The following is an 18,097-nucleotide window of genomic DNA, read 5'->3' as shown; positions in this document are numbered from 1 at the left end:
TGTCGACGCCTGGGTTCCCCCCGCGGCGCGGCCGCCCCGGCCCCGCGCGGGGGGGCGGTGGGGGCGCCGCGCGCGGCCCTGGTACGCCCCCCGGCCCGCGCCGGGGGGCCGCCCCCCCGGTCCCGTGGGGTGCGGACTCCCCCTCAGGGGAGCGGGAGAGGGGGCGCTACTTCACCGGCTCGGCGGTGAACTTGCAGTGGTAGGCGTAGTCGGGGTCCCCGACGGACCAGTGCAACTGGATCTCCTCCTCGCTCCCGCGGACCTCCAGGTCGAAACCCCGGTCCCCCAGATAGAGGCTCAGCTCCTGGGGCGAGACGCCTTCGACGGCGCGGGCCAGCCGCCACGTGCCGCTCCCGGAGACCAGCTCCGGCTTCGTCCCCGCCCCCTTGAAGTCGACGGGGAAGTCCTTGGCCGTGAACGTGTGGTCCTTGCTCACGTCCAGGGCGGCCCCGCAGGTACCGGCCCAGTGTCCGACCAACTGGTCCTCCGTGACATGAGGTGCGGCAGGGGAACCGAAAACCCCGCAAGCCGTCACGGCCAGCAGAGCCGCGCACACGCCGGCCACACCGAACCCCCGCTTTCCGATCAACACGATAAACAACTCCTTGGTGTTCTGCTCCTGGCGCGGGGGCGGCTCTCCGGAAAGGCCCGGAGAGCCGCCCGTTTTTCCTTGCCTACTTCAGACTGATCGTTTCGCTCCACTTGATCGTCTGGGTTTTCGGCGAGAACCGGCCCGTCGCGTAATCCTTGTTGAGCGGCGCCGCGATGTGCTTGTCCCACCACGGGCTGTATCCGCCGAACACGGGAGCCGTATGCGTGGCCGAGTTCATGTCGCTCTCATTGGCGACCGAGAAGGAGACGTTCGCCTTCCCGCTCGCCTTGTCGATCGAGGTGACCGTGTACTTCAGCGTGTAGGAACCCAGGAAGGCCGCCGACGAGTTGGTCGAGAAGTCCTTGTAGAGCTTCTGCAAGGAGTTCCCCTCCTCGGTCGACGTGCCGAGGCTGTGGTGACTCTGCTTCTCCTTGCCGAGCAGGTCGGTGTCGCCGCCCTTTATCTGGTCGGCGATCTTCTGCTTGGTGTTCTGCACATGGTAGTGCTGCATCAGGATCTTGGTGAACCGGTCGTCCTCGTCGAAGTCCCGGTGCGCGGGACCGGTTCCCTTGACCCATTCGAATCCGAGGTCGAATCCGGTCGGGTCTTCAGGGGTTCCGAATGCCTCGGGGTGGTCCTTGCGAATCTTCGGCTCCGCGGCGATGACCAGGTCGGCCGCATGGTCGAAGCCCGCGTGAACGCCCGCGATCCACGCCTTGGCGACGAGGTTGCCCGCGGTCTCCTTGGCCTTGGCGGTGACCTTCTTCGCCGCCGAGACAGCGGTCTTCTTGATCGCCCGGGTGACCTTCCTGGCCTTGCTGACCGCCCTGTTCACGGCCTTCCTGACCGACGCCGCGGCCCGGGCGACCTTCTTCCTGACCTGCTTGTAGACCTTGCGGGCGTAGTTCCTGACCCGCTTGTAGGTGCGCTGGACGTACCGCTTGGCCTTCCTGACGCTGTCGTTCACGTACCGCACGGCCTTCCTGACCTGCCGGTACGCGCTGTACACCTTCTTCTTGACGGCCTTCTTGATCTGCCGTGCCGCCTGCTTGACGCTCGCCGCGGCGTGGTGCACGGCCGCGACGGTCGTGTGGTAGGCCGAGGTCACCTTCTTCGTGACCTTCGACGCGGCCTTCTTGACGGCCTTCTTCGCCCACTCGAACCAGTGGCCCGTCGGGTCGACGCCCGTCATCGGGTTGCCGTTGGCGTACGCGTAGCGGTTCGCGTTCACCGAGACCGGCAGGGGGTTCTGCGCCATCGTGTCGCGGCTGTTGAACTGGCCGGTCTGCGGCGAGTACCAGCGCGCGGCCATGTTGACCTTGGACGTCTCCGGGTCGGTCCAGCCGGACTGGTAGCCCAGCTGGCCGATCATCCCCTGCGAGGCCACGGTCTTGCCGAACGGCGAGTAGGCCGTCGAGCCGGTCAGTGCCTCACCCGAGGCGGTGAACTGCCCCACCACGTCGGTGTGCAGGTCCGTCAGTGCCAGCACGGCCGACGTGGCCGTCTTGGCTCCGATCAGGGAGCCGTCCGCGTCGCGGCTGTAGGACGTCATGCCGTCCGAGGCCACGTCGTTCCCGGCGCCGCTGTACTGGAACGAGTACAGCGGACCCGAGTTCGGCTCGCTCGCGCTCAGCGTCCGGTCGATGCCGTCGTACGCGTAGGTGCGCTCGCCCTCGTTGATCACGCGGTTGAAGGCGTCGGCCTTGAGGGAGGTCTGCAGGCCCCCCGCGTCCGTCACCGAGCTCATCGTGCCGCGGGCCGTGTACGTGTACGTGCTGTGCCCGTCCGACGAGAGCCGGTTGCGGGCGTCGTACGTGTAGGTGTCGTTGCCGACGCGGGTCCGGTTGCCGGCCCCGTCGTAGCCGTAGGCCTCCGTCGTCGTGCCGTTGTTCCAGGACGACAGGCGGTCCGCCCAGTCGTAGGTGTAGGTGTTGGTGGACGTGCCCGCGGCGCCGGCCGTCGTCTTCGACGTCTCGTTGTCGTTCTCGTCCCACCCGTAGGTGAGGGAGGTGAGCTGCTGGCCCGTGGGCGAGGTCAGCTTGTCGCTGACGAGCCGGTGCAGGGCGTCGTAGCCGTAGGCCCGCTTGGACTTCCCGGCTCCGTAGTCGACCGTCGTGACGTTGTTGTTGACGTCGTAGCCGTAGGTCAGCGCCGTGCCGGTGACACCGTCGTTGACCGTCTTGAGCCGGCCCGCCGTGTCGTACCCGTAGGTCGACGTGCCCGACGCGTCCGTCCGTGAGGTCATCGCGCCGTCGCCGTTCCAGGCGAAGGACGAGGAACCCGAGGGGCCCGCCGCGGACAGCAGCAGACCGCGGTCGTCGTAGGAGAAGGTGTTCTTCTCCGTCCCCAGACCCGCGACGGCGGTGACCCGGTCCTCCGCGTTGTAGTCGTAGGTGTGGTCGACCGTCTCGGCCTCCGCGCCCGTGCCCTTCTGCCGGATCAGGCGGCTCTTGGCGTCGTAGTCGTGGGTGACGACCACCCCGCCCGGCGCGCGCAGTTCCTTGACCCGTCCCGCGCCGTCGTACGTCGTGGTGAAGGTGCGGTCCGCCGCGTCCGGGTGGGCCGGCGTCGACGGTTCGATCGTCGACTCCGGGAGCCCCCACGCGTTGTACGTCGTCAGGAACGGATTGCCGCGGCCGTCGGTGAAGCGCGTCCGGTTGCCCGCCGCGTCGTACCCGTAGGTCGTGGTGATCGACTCGGTCGCGGAGACCGGCTCGACCGCCTTGGTGACCAGTCCCGACGCGTCGACCGTGAGGGTCTTGGTGTGCCCCCGGTAGTCGGTCACCGACAGCGGGTTGCCCGCGCGGTCGTACGTGGAACCGCTGGTGCGCAGCACGGTGCCCGTCGCGTTCAGGTCACTGGTGCCCGTGAGCTGACCGAACCCGTCGTACGTGTTCCTGGTGCTGGTGCCGTCCGGGTCGGTCGAGGTGAGGACCTGGCCGTCCGAGTCGTAGGTGAACGTGGACTTGTTGCCCGCGGCGTCGGTCGCCTCGGTGACCTCGCCCAGGACGTTGTACTTGTACGACTGCGCGACACCGGTCGGGCTCACGGACCGGGACAGCTCGCCGCCCGGAGCGTCGTACTCGTTGATCGCCGTGAACGCGCGCTGCGTCGGCTGGCGCACGATGTCCGTGCTGGTGACGGGGCGTCCCAGGTAGTCCCAGGTGGTCTCCTTGCGGGAGCCGTTCGGTCCGGTCACCGACAGCTGGTCGCCGTTGGTGTCGTAGGTGAACTTCGTCGTGCCGCCGCCGGGGTCCGTGACCGAGGCCAGATCGCCGAGCTGCGTGTACGTGTAGGTGGTGCGGGCACCCAGCGGGGTGACCTCCGCCGTGAGCTGGCGGGAGGCGTCGTACTCCTTCCAGGCCGTGGCCGTGATCGGCGTCGGGGATCCCGGCGCCGTGTAGTTCGGCGCGGTCGTCGAGGTCTCGTTGCCCTCGGCGTCGTACGCGGTGACCACGACGTTGCCCAGCGGGTCGGAGGCCTCGGTCTGCTCGCCGAAGGTGTTGTAGCCGGTCATCGACACGGGCCGGACGGAGACCGGGGCCCCGCCGTTCTGCTCGGTGCTGATGAGCGGCTCGGTGACCGTGGTCTGCTGGCCCGCCTCGTCGTGGCCGTAGTCGGTGGTGAAGCCGTTGGCGTTGGTCGCCGACACCGGCAGGCCGCGCTGGTCCAGCTTCCAGGTGTTGCTGCGGACGGCGCTGCCGGCGGCCGGCAGCGTCCCGCCCTTCACCGCGGAGACCTGCGCCGCGGTGAGCGCCTCGCCGTAGACCTGGACGTCGTCGATGCCGCCCTTGTACTCGTAGTCGTACTGCGAGCCGTACTTGTGGCGGCCGATCTGCAGGGGTCCGGTCGCCTCCCACGGGGAGCTGTACGGCACTTCCTGGGCGAGCGCGCCGTTGACGTACAGGCGCAGTTCGGCGTCCTGGGCGTCGTACACGCCGACGAGGTGGGTCCAGGCGCCGGCGACCGCCGCGGAGGGTGCGGACACCGCCCGGTCGTAGGCCAGCGGCATCGCGTCCGCCCGGGGCCGGGCGAACGCCCAGCCGGTGCCGGCCGCGTAGTACAGCACGAAGCCGTACACGTTCTGGCCGTCCTGGGACAGCACGGTCCGGCCGGTGGTGAGGTCGTCCAGCTTGGCCCAGGCGGACACCGTGAAGCTGCCGCCGGTGTTGACGGCCGGCCCGGAGGTCTGCGCGTAGGAGTTGACGTCGCCGTCGAGGACCGCGCTGCCCGCCCTGTCGGTGTTCCAGTGCAGGCCGGCGCCGTGGGTGGCGGTGGTGTTGGCGCCCGAGGAGTCGCCGACGGAGAAGCCCGTCGTCTCGTCCAGCTTGTACCGGGCCACCGGGGCCGTCGTCCCGTCGTGGACCGTGGTCCCCGTGACGTTGCCCAGGTTGTCGTGCAGGGTGTCCTTCGTGCTGACGTCACCCGTCGCCGGGTCCGTCTCGGTCTCCGACACGACGCGGTCGTCCGGGTCGTAGGAGACCTTCGTCGTCCGGGCGAACCCGGCCGGGTCCATGACCGCGGACGCCGTGCGGTCGGCCGCGTCCACCGCGAAGGTGTTCGTGGTCCGGCCGTCGTTGGTCACCTGCTGGATCAGGTTGCCGGCCGCGTCGTAGGTGTTGGCCTGCTCCGTGAACGACTTGCCCGACTGCGGGTCCTTGCGGACCACGGTGGCCGACAGGCCGTCGTCGGTGTAGGTGTGCGAGGTGACCCAGCCCATCGCGTCGGTGACCGACGCGAGGCGCCCGGCCGGGTCGTACGCCCGTGACTCCTGGACCAGGGTGGCCGGCGCCGACGGGTCGTTCGGGTCGCCCGTGTGGTTCAGCAGATTGCTGGTGAGCGGGCGGCGCTCGCCGTCGAAGGTGCTGGTGGTGACGTTCCCGAGGGCGTCCGTCTCCTTGACCTTGTTGCCGTAGCCGTCGTACGCGTACGACGTGGTGTCACCGGCCGGGTCCGACTTGCTCTCCAGCAGGTTGTTCGCGTTGTACGTCATGGTCGTCGTACGCGCCGCGTCGCCGCCCGTCAGGTCGGAGACCGTCTGGGACAGGATGTTGCCGTCGGCGTCGAACGCGGTGGTCGTCCTGGCCTGGTGCACCGCGCCGGTGACCCGGTTGGTGACCGCGGGCGCGGTCTGGGTGACGACCTGGTCGTTCTTGTCGTACGTCTGTGACGTGGTCAGGCCCGCGGGCTGGGCGTCGGTCGTCTCGGTCGTCGAGATCTGCCTGCCGAGGTTGTCGTAGGCGGCCTTCGTCTTGGCGCCGTTGGCGTCGGTGGTCTCGGCGAGGTCGCCGTTGGCGAAGTACGTGTACGACGTCTTCTTGCCACCGGGCGTCGTCACCTCGGACAACAGGCCGGCCGGGGTCACGGCGGCGCCGCCCTCGGCCGCCGGGGTGGTGGCCGTGGTGTAGGCGGTGGTGGTGGTGCGGCCGCTGGGATGACCGGGCACCGGCGGGGTCGTCACCGAGGTGAGCCTGCCCCCCGTGTCGTAGGCGTAGCTGGTCAGGTAGGTGTTGTCCGTCGGGCCCGAGGAACGGCCGTCGCGCTCGGTGAGCATCAGGTCGTTGCGCAGGTCCATCGCCGGGAACGCCGTGGTCGCGTCCGGGAAGTAGGTGTAGTAGTCGGTCGAGCACTTGTTGGCGGCCGTGTCCTGGCAGCTGGTCTTGGAGACCGTGTTGCCGCGGATGTCGTGGCCGGTGATGCTGCGGTTGCCGTTGGCGTCGGTCACGGTGTGCAGGAAGCCCGCCGTGTCGTAGCCGTACGTCGTCCGCTTGCCCTCGGTGTCGACGGCGGCGAGCAGCCGGTTGCCCAGCTCCGCGTCGTACACGTAGGTCAGCGTCTTGTTGCCGGGGTCGGTGAGCGTGACCGTACGCACCGGGGCGACGCCGGCGGACGCCTTGTAGGCGGACCAGTGGCGGGTGACCTCGTCGGCGGTCAGGCCCTTGGAGTGGACCGCGACCTCGGCGATGGAGCCGGTGAAGAAGCTGACGTCACCCGGGGAGCTGGCCCACTTGTTGAAGCCGGCGCCGATGAAGGTCCGCGAGGTCGTCTGGTCGTCCGGGACGCCCGTGCAGGTGCCCTGCTTGGCACCGTCGAGGTAGAGCGTCTGCGTGGTGCCGGCGGCCGAGACGACCGCGTGGTGCCAGGTGTCGTCGGTGACGGAGGCGGCGGAGGCGAGGTTGGCGTTGCCGTTGCAGCTGCTGCTCCACCAGTGGCCGCGCAGCTTGCCGTCGGCTCCGACGTAGAGCATGTCGCTCCACGAGCCGCCCACGCCCGCCGGGTCGTTCGGTGCCCGCGTCTGGTCGCTCATGATCACGCCGGGCTTGGCGGTCTTGAACCACAGCTCGACCGAGCGGTCCGCCTTCGTGTGCAGCGGCCCGTACGGCACCTCGACGAAGGAGCTGGTGCCGTTGAACTGCACGGCCGTGGCGTCACCGGTGCCGAACGGTCCCGCCACGCCCTGCGTGACGGTGTTGTACGTGCCGAAGCCGGTGTGCAGCTCGTTGGCGGCCTGCGCCGCGCCCTGCGTGTCGTTCAGACGCCAGTAACCGGACGGGGCGGAGCCCATCACGGCCGAGCGGTAGACCTGCGAGGAGCCGGTGACGGTCGCCGGGTTGAGCTTCCAGGTGCCGCCGTTGCCGTCGGTCGCCTGGAGGACCAGGTCGTCGGTGGTGCCGTAGGAGACCGACGCCTGGGTCTTGCCGCCCGGAGTGGTGATCTTCTGCAGCAGACCGGCGGACCGCTTGGCGGCCTGGTACTGGGCGCCGATGACGTCCGCGGTGAGCGGCTCGGTGTAGACCGCGGCCTCGGCCAGCTGGCCGGAGAAGTGGCCGAGCTGGTCGGCGGCGTTCATCGCGGGCCAGCCGCGGTTGTTCACGCCCGCGCCCAGCGAGATGTACGGGGTGTTCCAGTCCTTGATCTGGCCGGTCTTGCTGCCCTGTGAGGCACCGTCCAGGTAGAGGGTCTGGGTGTTGCCCGCGCCGGTGAGGGTCGCCTGGTGCCACTGCCCGTCGTTGACGGAGGCGGCCGAGGTGATCGTGGTGGCGCAGGTGCCCGTGGCCAGGCAGCCGCGCAGCTTGCCGTCGGTGCCGACGTACAGCGCCGGGGTGTTGAACTGGGTGCTGCCCACGGGATCGGCCGCGCTCAGCGGCTTGTCACCGTAGTAGAAGAGGACACCGCCCGCCTGAGTGGTCTTGAACCACAGGGAGATCGTCGTGTACGAGGGCGTGGCGCCGGGGGCGCTCGGCATCTCGACGTACGAGGTGGTCCCGTTGAAGGTGGCCGTCTTCTGGGTGGAGCCGGCCAGCGGGCCGGAGCCGCCCAGGGTCACGTTGCGGTAGAGACCGTTGTACTTGCCCTGGTTGGTGTCGACGGTGTCCTGGGAGACCGTCGAGCTTGGGGCCTCCCCGAGCCGCCAGTACGCGTAGGGGTCGGCGTCCAGCACCGTCGTGCGGTGGTGGTTGCCGGTGGCGTACGCGTAGACCTGGCACTTGGTCGGGTCGGCGGGCGGGCAGACCTTGGCGAGCTGGTCGCCCGTGTAGCTGTACTGCCAGGTCTGGACCGTGCTGGCGTCCCCGGTCTTCGACGGGTCGGTGGCCACCGTGGCCACGTGCGGGACGACGGCTCCGGCCGGGGTGGACCAGGCCAGCGTCAGCGAACGGCCGGCCGTGATGTTGCTGATCTTCGTCAGCTGGCTGGACGCGTTGTAGTTGAACGTCTCGGCCCGGCCCGCGAAGTCCACGATGCCGGATATCGCGTAGACGCCGCTCTTCCCGGTCGCCTGTGTGAAGGAGTAGGCCGTGAAGTCCTTGTCGGTCAGCTTGTACCCGCCGCTCACCGACGCCAGCCGGGCGTAGCGGCCCGGCGGGGGCACGAAGCTCCCGTCGCTGTTGCGCCCGAATCCGACCTGCTCACCACCCGGGTAGGTCATCACGACACCGGTGACCGTACCCGCGCTGTCCTTGGTCTCGGCCGCCTTCATGTCGACGACCGTGGACCAGCCGGCGCCGAAGGCGCCGTCGATCCGCGGGTCGATGCTGTTGTACGAGCGGTCGACCTCGAGGGACGGTCCCACGACGGGGACGTCCGCGTCGGTGTCCTCGGTGGTGTAGTTGCCGTCGGACGGGTCGAACTCGTGGCCGTCGGTGTTCTGGGCCAGGCCCGAGGTGACGGGGGGCTGCGCCACCGTCGTGGAGAAGCGGCTCGCCGAGTACATCACCGAGTCGTAGCCGTCGGCGACGCTCACGTACCAGACGTAGTTCTTGCTCCAGCTGAGCTTGCCCGCGGGGACCTTCCAGGACCGCTCGGCCGTGAGACCGGACGTGGCGACGGGCGTGGAGCTCCCGCTGTCGGCGTCGTACACCTCGAAGGCGTACGTCAGGGCGTGGGGCCAGTTGTCGGCGTCGCTCGCGTAGACGAGCAGCTCCGGCTGCAGGGTGTGGGCCTGGAAGTTCTCCGGCGGGTACTGGGCGTTGACCTGGGGCTTGGTGTTCGCCGTGTAGGTCAGGTCCAGGGCGGGCCGCCAGCCGGCGGTGGCCGAGTTGTCGGAGTGGAGCTTCTTCCAGTGCAGGCCGTCGTTGGTCGGCGCGCTCAGGGCGAGGCCGTAATTGGCTCCGCCGGTGGCCACCTGGTCGAACCAGGAGGTCGAGAGCGTGACCGGCATCTTCACACCGACGGTGCTCGCGCCGCTGGTGTTGGTGCAGGACGCACCGGGGGCGGGCGTGGCGGTGCCGATGGCCGCGCCGAAGGCCGGACCGGGATAGGCGGTGACGCCGGAGGGCGTCCAGGACTGCGTGACCGGGTGGACCGAGAACGACTCCGCGGTGCAGGTCGCGGACCAGAGCGCGTACACGTTCAGGGTGGCGGCGGTGACGCGCTGCCCGGCGAGCGTGGTGCCCAGGGAGGGGAACTGCAGGAAGGAGTTCGTCTTGTTGGTGCCCGAGTCGTACGAACCGACCTTGATCTGGCTCTCCGTGGAGTGGTCGCCGGAGATCGTGTTCTGCGTGTACGTGGAGTTGCTGGCGGTGACGGTCGGGTCGACGGTCACCGGGTAGACCCGCTCGGGGGCGTCCAGCCAGGCACGGTTCGCCGTCATCCGCAGCGCCGGCTTGCCGTCCGCGCTCGTCAGCTCGAAGTCGACGGCCCGGGACTGGGCGGCGTCCCCGGAGCGCTGATCGATCTTGGAGTCCTCCATGAACGCGTGCGGGACGGTGGCGGTCACCTTGCCGTCGGCGTCGGTGAACTCCACGTCTCCGTCGGCCGCGATCCGCGGCGTCAGGCCCTTGGCGTCCAGCGGGAAGGTCCAGGAGTTCGCGGCCTTCGCGGAGCGGAGGACGAGGTTCTCCTTGAAGCCCTCGGCGAGCGGCACCAGCTGCACGTCGGTGTCGGGCAGCACTCCGGCGTAGGTCACGGTGCCGTTGGCCGCCACGGCGGGCGCGACCTGGGCGGCGCCGCGCAGGGCGTACGCGAAGGAGCGGCCGGAACCGAAGTCGATGGAGGCGAGCTGGCGATCGGAGGCGTTCGGGGCGAACTCGACGTCGAGCGAGTTGGACCGCTCCTGGAGCCGGCCGTCCGTGTCCGCGACCAGCCCGGTGTCGATCGGCTTCCAGGTGCCGTCAGCGGCCTCGAAGTTGGTCCGGCCGGGGAAGTGACGGACCGTGGTGGAGCCGTCGGCGTTGACGTAGAGGTCGGACGTCGCCGTGGACTTCTTGGCGTCCCGCTTGCTGGTCCGGGCGTCGAAGCTCTCCGCCGATCCGCGGGCCGGTCCGGTCGTGGCCGTCCCGGGCTGATCGGTGTGCCGCTCGTACGGGTCGAGCTCGCCCTTGCCCTTGCCGGGCGTACGGCCGGCGCCGCCCTTGGCCCGGGTGGCGTCGGCCGGGGCCCGGTGGCCCTTGCCCCGGGCGGTGCCGCCCTGCTGGTCGGGGGTGTCCAGCGGGGACGTGCTCATCCAGCCCAGCATGCTGGACAGGGACAGTTCGGGCATGCTCAGCGCCGGGAGCGTGGCGCCACTGGCCGCCGCCGTCTCGGTCGTGAGCATGCAGGAGAAGGACAAAAGGACGGAAAGAGCGGCAGCCCTCGCTCTTCGCCTGCCGGGACGACCCGGTGGGAAGAGGCGAGGGCTACGGACCCAACTAAGACGCATGGGCAGGCCTTTACTTACGCGATGCCGACAAAGCTTCGCGAGACTGCCCGACCTGTGAATGTAACTGATAGTCAGGAACTGCGTTTTTATATGATCTTTACTCGCTCTGCGGAACCGATGCCCGAGCGTTACACTCCCGAGGTCTCCACGGCCCGTCGGACCGCTTCGGCCACGCTCTCCTCGAGTCCGTCACCGGACTTCGCCACCGTGACGTTCCCGGCGCTGCGCGAGCCGTCGACCACGACGAACCGCGCCTTCGGATGGTCCTTCGCTCCCGCCTGCGTGACCTCCACCTGCGCGGCGCCCACCGCCAGCACCACGTCGCACTGGCGCTGCATCAGGCTGTTGAAGAACGGCAGGGCGTTCGCGGCCGACGGCTCCCCGACGACCGGGACGTAGGTGGCCCGGGTGTGGGTCTCCAGCGAGGCCTTCTGCATCCCCTCCCACACCGGAGCGGCGGCGCTGCCGCCCACGATGCCCTTCTCGTCCGTCAGCAGGCAGGCGTCGAACTCCTTGTACTGGCGCGCCCTCGGGTCGGGCGGCCCGTCCTGCCCGCCACCGGCGAACAACCAGACGCCCACCAGGCCGAGCACCAGCACCACGGCGCCGCCCGCCGTCCATCCCGCGCGGCCGCGCAGCGCGCGGGCCGCTCCGGCCAGCACCCGCCCGAGGAGCGCCCCGTTCCCGGCCACGTCCCCTTCGACCCGGTTCCGCCAGGTACGTCTGGTCTTCATCGGGACTCCGCCGGCTGTCGCTTGACGGACAGGCAGTGCACGGCGGCACCGGCCGTGGAGAAGGCCACCAGCAGGAAGTCCGCGCCGGCCTGCCAGCCCTCGGTCTCCACCGGCGTGAGCGCGAGCTGGAACCACCAGCCGACCATGACGGCGGTGAAGACGAGCGCGGTCAGCCAGTCGGCCCGGGTACCCCGGCGCCACGCGATGACCAGCGAGGGCAGCGCGCCCAGCAGCCCCAGGCTCAACACCGGCACGGTCGCCAGCAGAACCCTGGGGAGCAGGCCGGGAAGTGCCCCGTCCCCGGGCCGGGCCGCACTCTCGTCGGCGACGGCGTCCTTCACGATCGACTACCTCTCGGGGAACGTATTGACGAATACGGATGCACAGGACGCCGTACGGTACACCGCACGCGGAACCTGCCGTTCCCGGGGGCTCGGCCGCTCGCCGGTGGCCTCAGCGCACCTGGCCCAGCCAGTGCAGGGTGCGCCGGACCTCCACGGAGAAGGGGTGCGCGGGCCCGTGCACGCGCTCCGCGTCGAAGAGGAGGCGGGAGAGGGTGTCGTGGGCCGCCGGGCGGTCGCCGAGGGACAGCAGCAGGTGCGCTATGCGGCGGCGGACCTCCAGCGGGAGGCCCGGATCGGGGTTCGCGTAGTGGTTCTCGAACAGCGGCAGCAGCGACCGGTACTCGGCGAGGGCGGCCGCGGGTTCCCCGAGCTGTTCCAGGCACTGGGCCCCGTCGTAGCGGAAGCGCAGGGAGCGCGGGTCGCCCGCCGGGAACTCCTCCGCCAGGCGGCGCAGTTCGGGCAGGGCGCGGCGGTACTGGCCGTCGTCCATCAGCGTGGCCGCGTACTGCTTGCGCAGGGAGCGGACCACCGTGGAGCGTTCGCCGTGCTGCTCGGCCGCCGCCGGGAGGATGCCGCCGAGGATGTCCACGGCCTGGGTGAGACGGCCCTGGTCGAGGAGCTTCTTCGCCTCCTCCACGGCCGCGGGGACGTCCGCGCGCGGCTTCGGCGGGGCGGCCGGCCGCGGGGGGATCACGGTGGCGCGGTCGGGCCAGGGGGCCTGCGGGCGCAGGAAGGGACGGGTCGGGTCGAGCGCGCCGGTGGGCGCTCCGGAGCCGCGGTGGGGCAGCAGCGGCACGAGGGCCGCGTACACCTCCTGCGCGGAACCGGGCCGGTCCTGCGGGTCCTTGGCCAGGAGCCGCAGGAGGAGGGCTTCCAGCTGCGGCGGGATGTCGGGACGCGACGGGCGGACCGGGAGCGGGGGCTCGTACAGGTGGCGGTGGAGGACGCCGAGGGCGGTGGACCCGGCGAAGGGCACGTTGCCGGAGAGCAGTTCGTAGAGCACCACGCCGAGCGCGTAGAGGTCGGTGTGCGGGCCGACGGCTCCGCCCATGGCCTGCTCGGGGGCCATGTACGCGGGACTGCCGATGGGGGTGCCGGTGCTGGTGAGGCGGGTGGTGTCGGTGTCCATCACCGAGGCGACGCCGAGGTCCAGGACCAGCACGGTCCCGTCGGGGCGCACCATCACGTTGCGCGGCTTGAGGTCCCGGTGCACGATCGGCACCGCGTGCACGGCCGACAGCACCGAGCACAGCTGCGCGATCACCGAGACCGCCCAGGTCCACGGGTAGGGATCGTGCTGCGCGAGGTGGTCGGCGAGGTCGGTGCCCTCGACGTACTGCATGACGAGGTACAGCTCGTCGCCGTCGTTGCCCGCGTCGTGCACGGTGACCAGCCCGGGGTGGTCCACCTGGGCCGTGACCCGGCATTCGCGCACGAAGCGGCGGCGCAGCTCGTCGGCCACGGAGCCCGGGCCGGCCACCTTGTCGGGGCGCAGCAGTTTGACGGCGACGCGGCGGTCCAGGCGCTGGTCGTACGCCGTCCAGACCTGGCCCATGCCGCCCTGGCCCAGGACGGCCGCGAGCCGGTAGCGGTCTCCGATGAGCCGGTCCGTCACGGGCGGGGGCCCTCGTTGTGGGGAGGCTGCTGCTGGCGCAGGAGCTCGCTGAGCTCGTCGAGCTCGGCGCGGACCTGCCCGATGCGCGGCGGCTGCGGCGGCGCGGGCGTGGTCTCGGGCCGCGGGGGCGCCGACTGCGGGCCGGTCTGCGGGTAGCCGTAGGAGGGGCGCGTCTCACGGCTCGGCTGCTGGGGCGGCACGTAGGGGGACGCGGGCCGCGGGTACCAGCCGCCGACGGCCGCGGCCTTGCGCGCCTCGTGGTGGCGGATGTCGGCGACGAGGTAGTACACGCACACCCCGAGGCCGGTCAGGACCGTTCCGATCGCGCCGGTGTTGGCCTGCCACCCGGAGTTGTCGAGGGTCGTGTCGGCCGCGGACAGCGTCAGCCAGAGCACCGCGCCCGCGCCGGACGCCGCCGTCAGCCACCAGTCCCGGGGCTTGCGGGTGACCAGCGCGAGCCGCAGCATCGTTCCCCAGGCGAGCAGGCCGCAGCTCAGGATGGGCAGCAGCGTGAACAGCACACGAAGCGCCATCACGCCCCCGGAATCGGGCTGGTGACCGTGGGGCGGCGGGGTGCCGGGGCCGTGCATCGCTGCTCCTGACGGGCCGTGCGGAGGAAGTTTTCGAGTCTGAGCGTATACAGCGTTTCCGGCCTGGAGTGAGGGGATGCGCCCAACCGTTGTACGGTCGCAGCACGGTCGTCCGCAAGGCCCTGGAAGCTCCGGCGAGCGAATGCCGCGAAAGGCGCGCGGCGCCGTAAACGGGATCGCGGAAGGAGCCGGCCCCGGAGGGCGGCCCGGCGGGCACGGGAACGGCCGGCCGGGGACCGGACAGCTCCCGGCCGCGGCCGTTCCCGTGTTCCGCGGACCCGGCCGGCCGCCGCCGTGGCCCGCGGACCCTAGGAGCCGAGGATGGTGGCGAGGAACTCCCCCGTCCACCCCAGCAGTTCCCGTCCGACCAGCGGCTTCCCGCCCACGCGGGCCGTCTTCGGCCGCGGGATCAGTACCTGCGAGGCGGCCGGCTTGAGCACCGCGCCCGGGTAGAGCCGCTTCAGGCGCAACTCCTGCGACTCGCGCAACTCCACCGGTCCGAAGCGGATGTTGGGTCCCTGGAGGGTGATGTCGCCGACCCCGCAGGCACGGGCGAGCATCCGCAGTCCGGCCACCAGCAGCAGGTTCTCCACCGGCTCCGGCAGCTTGCCGTAGCGGTCGGTGAGTTCCTCGCGCACGGCCTTGACGTCGTCCTCGGAGTTGGCCGCCGCGATGGACCGGTACGCCTGCAGGCGCAGCCGCTCGCCCGGCGCGTAGTCGTGCGGGACGTGCGCGTCGACCGGCAGCTCGATCTTCACCTCCAGCGGCGGCTCCTCCTCCGGACCGCCCTCGATCGCCGCCCGGTAGTCGGCCACGGCCTCGCCGACCATGCGGATGTACAGGTCGAAGCCGACGCCCGCGATGTGACCGGACTGCTCGCCGCCGAGCAGGTTGCCCGCGCCGCGGATCTCCAGGTCCTTCATCGCCACGTACATGCCGGCGCCCATCTCGGTGTGCTGGGCGATCGTCGCGAGCCGCTCGTGCGCGGTCTCGGTCAGCGGCTTCTCCGGCGGGTAGAGGAAGTACGCGTACCCGCGCTCGCGGCCCCGGCCCACGCGGCCGCGCAGCTGGTGGAGCTGCGAGAGGCCGAAGTTGTCGCCGCGCTCGACGATGAGGGTGTTGGCGTTGGAGATGTCGATGCCGGACTCGACGATCGTCGTGGAGACCAGGACGTCGAACTTCTTCTCCCAGAAGTCCACCACGACCTGCTCCAGGGCCTGCTCCGACATCTGCCCGTGCGCGGTCGCGATGCGCGCCTCGGGCACGATCTCGCGCAGCTTGGCGGCCGCCCGGTCGATGGACTCGACCCGGTTGTGGATGTAGAAGCACTGGCCCTCGCGGAGCAGCTCGCGGCGCACGGCGGCGCCGATCTGCTTCTCCTCGTAGGGGCCGACGAAGGTCAGGACCGGGTGGCGCTCCTCGGGCGGGGTCGTGATGGTGGACATCTCGCGGATGCCGGTGACCGCCATCTCCAGGGTGCGCGGGATCGGGGTCGCGGACATGGTCAGCACGTCGACGTTGGCGCGCAGCTTCTTCAGCTGCTCCTTGTGCTCGACGCCGAACCGCTGCTCCTCGTCGACGATGACCAGGCCCAGGTCCTTGAACTTGGTCTCCTGCGAGAAGAGCCGGTGCGTACCGATCACGATGTCCACGGAGCCCTCGCGCAGGCCCTCCAGCGTGGCCTTGGACTCGCTGTCGCTCTGGAACCGGGACAGCGCCCTGACCTTGACGGGGAACTGCGCGTACCGCTCGGAGAAGGTCCCGAAGTGCTGCTGCACGAGCAGGGTGGTCGGGACGAGCACGGCGACCTGCTTGCCGTCCTGGACCGCCTTGAAGGCGGCGCGCACCGCGATCTCGGTCTTTCCGTAGCCGACGTCTCCGCAGATCAGGCGGTCCATGGGGACCGACTTCTCCATGTCCTCCTTGACCTCGGCGATGGTGGTGAGCTGGTCGGGGGTCTCCGCGTACGGGAAGGCGTCCTCGAGCTCGCGCTGCCAGGGGGTGTCCGGGCCGAAGGTGTGGCCGGGGGCGGCCATCCTCGCGCTGTAGAGCTTGATCAGGTCGGCGGCGATCTCCTTGACGGCCTTCTTCGCGCGCGCCTTGGTCTTGGTCCAGTCGGCGCCGCCGAGCCGGTGCAGGGTCGGGGCCTCGCCGCCGACGTACTTGGTGACCTGCTCGAGCTGGTCGGTGGGGATGTAGAGCCGGTCGCCGGGCTGCCCGCGCTTGGCGGGCGCGTACTCGACGAGCAGGTACTCGCGGGTAGCGCCCTGCACGGTGCGCTGCACCATCTCCACGTAGCGGCCGACGCCGTGCTGCTCGTGCACGATGTAGTCGCCGACCCCCAGGGTGAGCGGGTCGATCGACTTGCGCCGCCGGGTGGGCATCCGGCCCAGGTCCTTGCTGGCGGTGCGCTGACCGGTCAGGTCGGTCTCGGTGAGGACGGCCAGCTTGAGGGCCGGGTCCACGAAGCCGTTGTCCAGGGAGCCGCACGTGACGTGGACGAGGGAGGGCTCCAGCGTGGCGAGGTCCGCGTCCAGGCGGGCCGCGATGCCCTCGCCGCCGAGCACCTCCACGGTGCGGGCGGCCGGGCCGTGGCCCTCGGTGAGGTAGACGGTGTGCCAGCCGTCGGCGATCCACGCCTTGGTGTCGGCGAGCGCCCGGGCGGTGTCGCCGCGGTAGGCCTCGGGGGCGTGCATGCCCAGGGTGAGGCTGTCGCTGCCGGCCGCCGCGTCCTCGTCGGCGGCGAACGGGGACACCGACCACCACATCATGCCGAGCTCGCGCGCGTGCTCGCGTACGTCCGCGATCCCCCGCAGCGAGGCCGCGCCCACGTCGATGGGGGCCTCGCCGCCGCCGGCGGTGGCCGCCCAGGAGGCCATCAGGAACTCCTGCGAGGTCGCCACCAGGTCGGAGGCGCGCGTGCGGACCCGCTCCGGGTCGCAGACGACGGCCATGGAACCGGCGGGCATGACGTCGATCAGCAGCTCCATGTCGTCGACCAGGACCGGGGCGAGGGACTCCATGCCCTCCACCGCGATCCCCTCGGCGATCTTGTGCAGCAGCTCGCCGAGCTCGGGATGCAGCGCGGCGAGGGCCGTGGCGCGCTCCCGCACCTGGTCGGTGAGGAGCAGCTCCCGGCAGGGCGGGGCCCACAGACCGTGCTCGGCGATCTCCAGCGACCGCTGGTCGGCGACCTTGAAGTAGCGGATCTCCTCGACCTCGTCACCCCAGAACTCCACGCGCAGCGGGTGTTCCTCGGTGGGCGGGAACACGTCGAGGATGCCGCCGCGCACGGCGAACTCCCCGCGCTTCTCGACGAGCTCGACGCGCGCGTACGCGGCGGCCGCGAGCGCCGCGGTGATCTCGCCCAGATCGACGCTCTCCCCGTGCCGCAGATTCACCGGCACGAGGTCCCCGAGCCCCTTGACCTGCGGCTGGAGCACGGAGCGGATGGGGGCGACCACGATGGAGACGGGGCCCGTGGCGGGGTCGTCCTTGCTCGGGTGGGCGAGTCGGCGCAGCACGGCGATCCGCCGGCCGACGGTGTCGCTGCGGGGCGAGAGCCGCTCGTGCGGCAGCGTCTCCCAGGACGGGAACTCGGCCACCTCGTCCTCGCGCCCCGGGGGCATCATCGACCGCAGCGCGGCGGCCAGGTCCTCGGCCTCGCGGCCGGTGGCCGTGACCGCGAGCACCGTCCGCTCGGTACGGGTGGCCAGCGCGGCGATAGCGAAGGGCCGCGCCGCGGCCGGGCCGACCAGGTCCACGTGCATGCGGTTGCCGTCCCCGGCCGCGGTGACCGCCTCGGCGAGAGCGGGGTCCCGGGTGACGGCGTCGAGCAGTCCGTGCAGGCTCATGAAGCGGCTTTCCGTCCGGTGAGGTGCCGTGGGGCGGCAACGCGAAGGACCCGACACGTCGAACGGGCCGGGGGTTCCCACCCTACGACGCGGGACCGTCCGTCGCGCGAGGATCGTCGCCGCGGCCGTCCGGGCCGGGCAACACACCGGGCCCCGCGGCCACAACACCGCGCCGAGGAGGCGCGGGGTCAACACCCAGAACAGCACGCCGCGCAGAAAGAGCAGAGAGG

Annotated in this window: 7 protein-coding genes; all 7 read right to left on the bottom strand. The window is 70.9% G+C overall.

The features are described 5' to 3' along the window. Positions 1-166 precede the first annotated feature (166 nt). Entirely contained in the window at positions 167-592 is a 426-nt protein-coding gene (locus ACWF9Z_RS22350; protein WP_453604528.1) for a hypothetical protein, read from the bottom strand. Positions 593-674: 82 nt separating this feature from the next. After that, positions 675-10,625, bottom strand: a complete 9,951-nt coding sequence (locus ACWF9Z_RS22345) for a LamG-like jellyroll fold domain-containing protein (protein ID WP_453604526.1) — start codon at positions 10,623-10,625, stop codon at positions 675-677. 233 nt (positions 10,626-10,858) lie between these two features. Further along, complete coding sequence (locus ACWF9Z_RS22340) at positions 10,859-11,464, bottom strand: BMP family ABC transporter substrate-binding protein (RefSeq protein ID WP_453604525.1); 606 nt, start codon at positions 11,462-11,464, stop codon at positions 10,859-10,861. Further along, entirely contained in the window at positions 11,461-11,805 is a 345-nt protein-coding gene (locus ACWF9Z_RS22335; RefSeq protein WP_453604524.1) for a hypothetical protein, read from the bottom strand. Before ACWF9Z_RS22335 ends, ACWF9Z_RS22340 begins: the two co-directional genes overlap by 4 nt. Before the next feature lie 112 nt (positions 11,806-11,917). After that, positions 11,918-13,423, bottom strand: coding sequence for a protein kinase domain-containing protein (locus ACWF9Z_RS22330; protein WP_453604522.1), 1,506 nt, complete (start codon positions 13,421-13,423; stop codon positions 11,918-11,920). Next, complete coding sequence (locus ACWF9Z_RS22325; protein WP_453604609.1) at positions 13,420-13,956, bottom strand: hypothetical protein; 537 nt, start codon at positions 13,954-13,956, stop codon at positions 13,420-13,422. The genes ACWF9Z_RS22330 and ACWF9Z_RS22325 overlap by 4 nt, the downstream gene beginning before the upstream one ends. Positions 13,957-14,321: 365 nt before the next feature. Continuing rightward, positions 14,322-17,867 (bottom strand): transcription-repair coupling factor, encoded by a 3,546-nt coding sequence (mfd, locus tag ACWF9Z_RS22320; protein ID WP_453604520.1) that lies wholly within the window; start codon positions 17,865-17,867, stop codon positions 14,322-14,324. Positions 17,868-18,097: the final 230 nt, after the last annotated feature.

This window comes from Streptomyces sp. NPDC054961 (assembly GCF_053609145.1).
The sequence above is the reverse complement of the archived record's forward strand: the minus strand, read 5'-3'. Positions and strand labels throughout refer to the sequence as shown.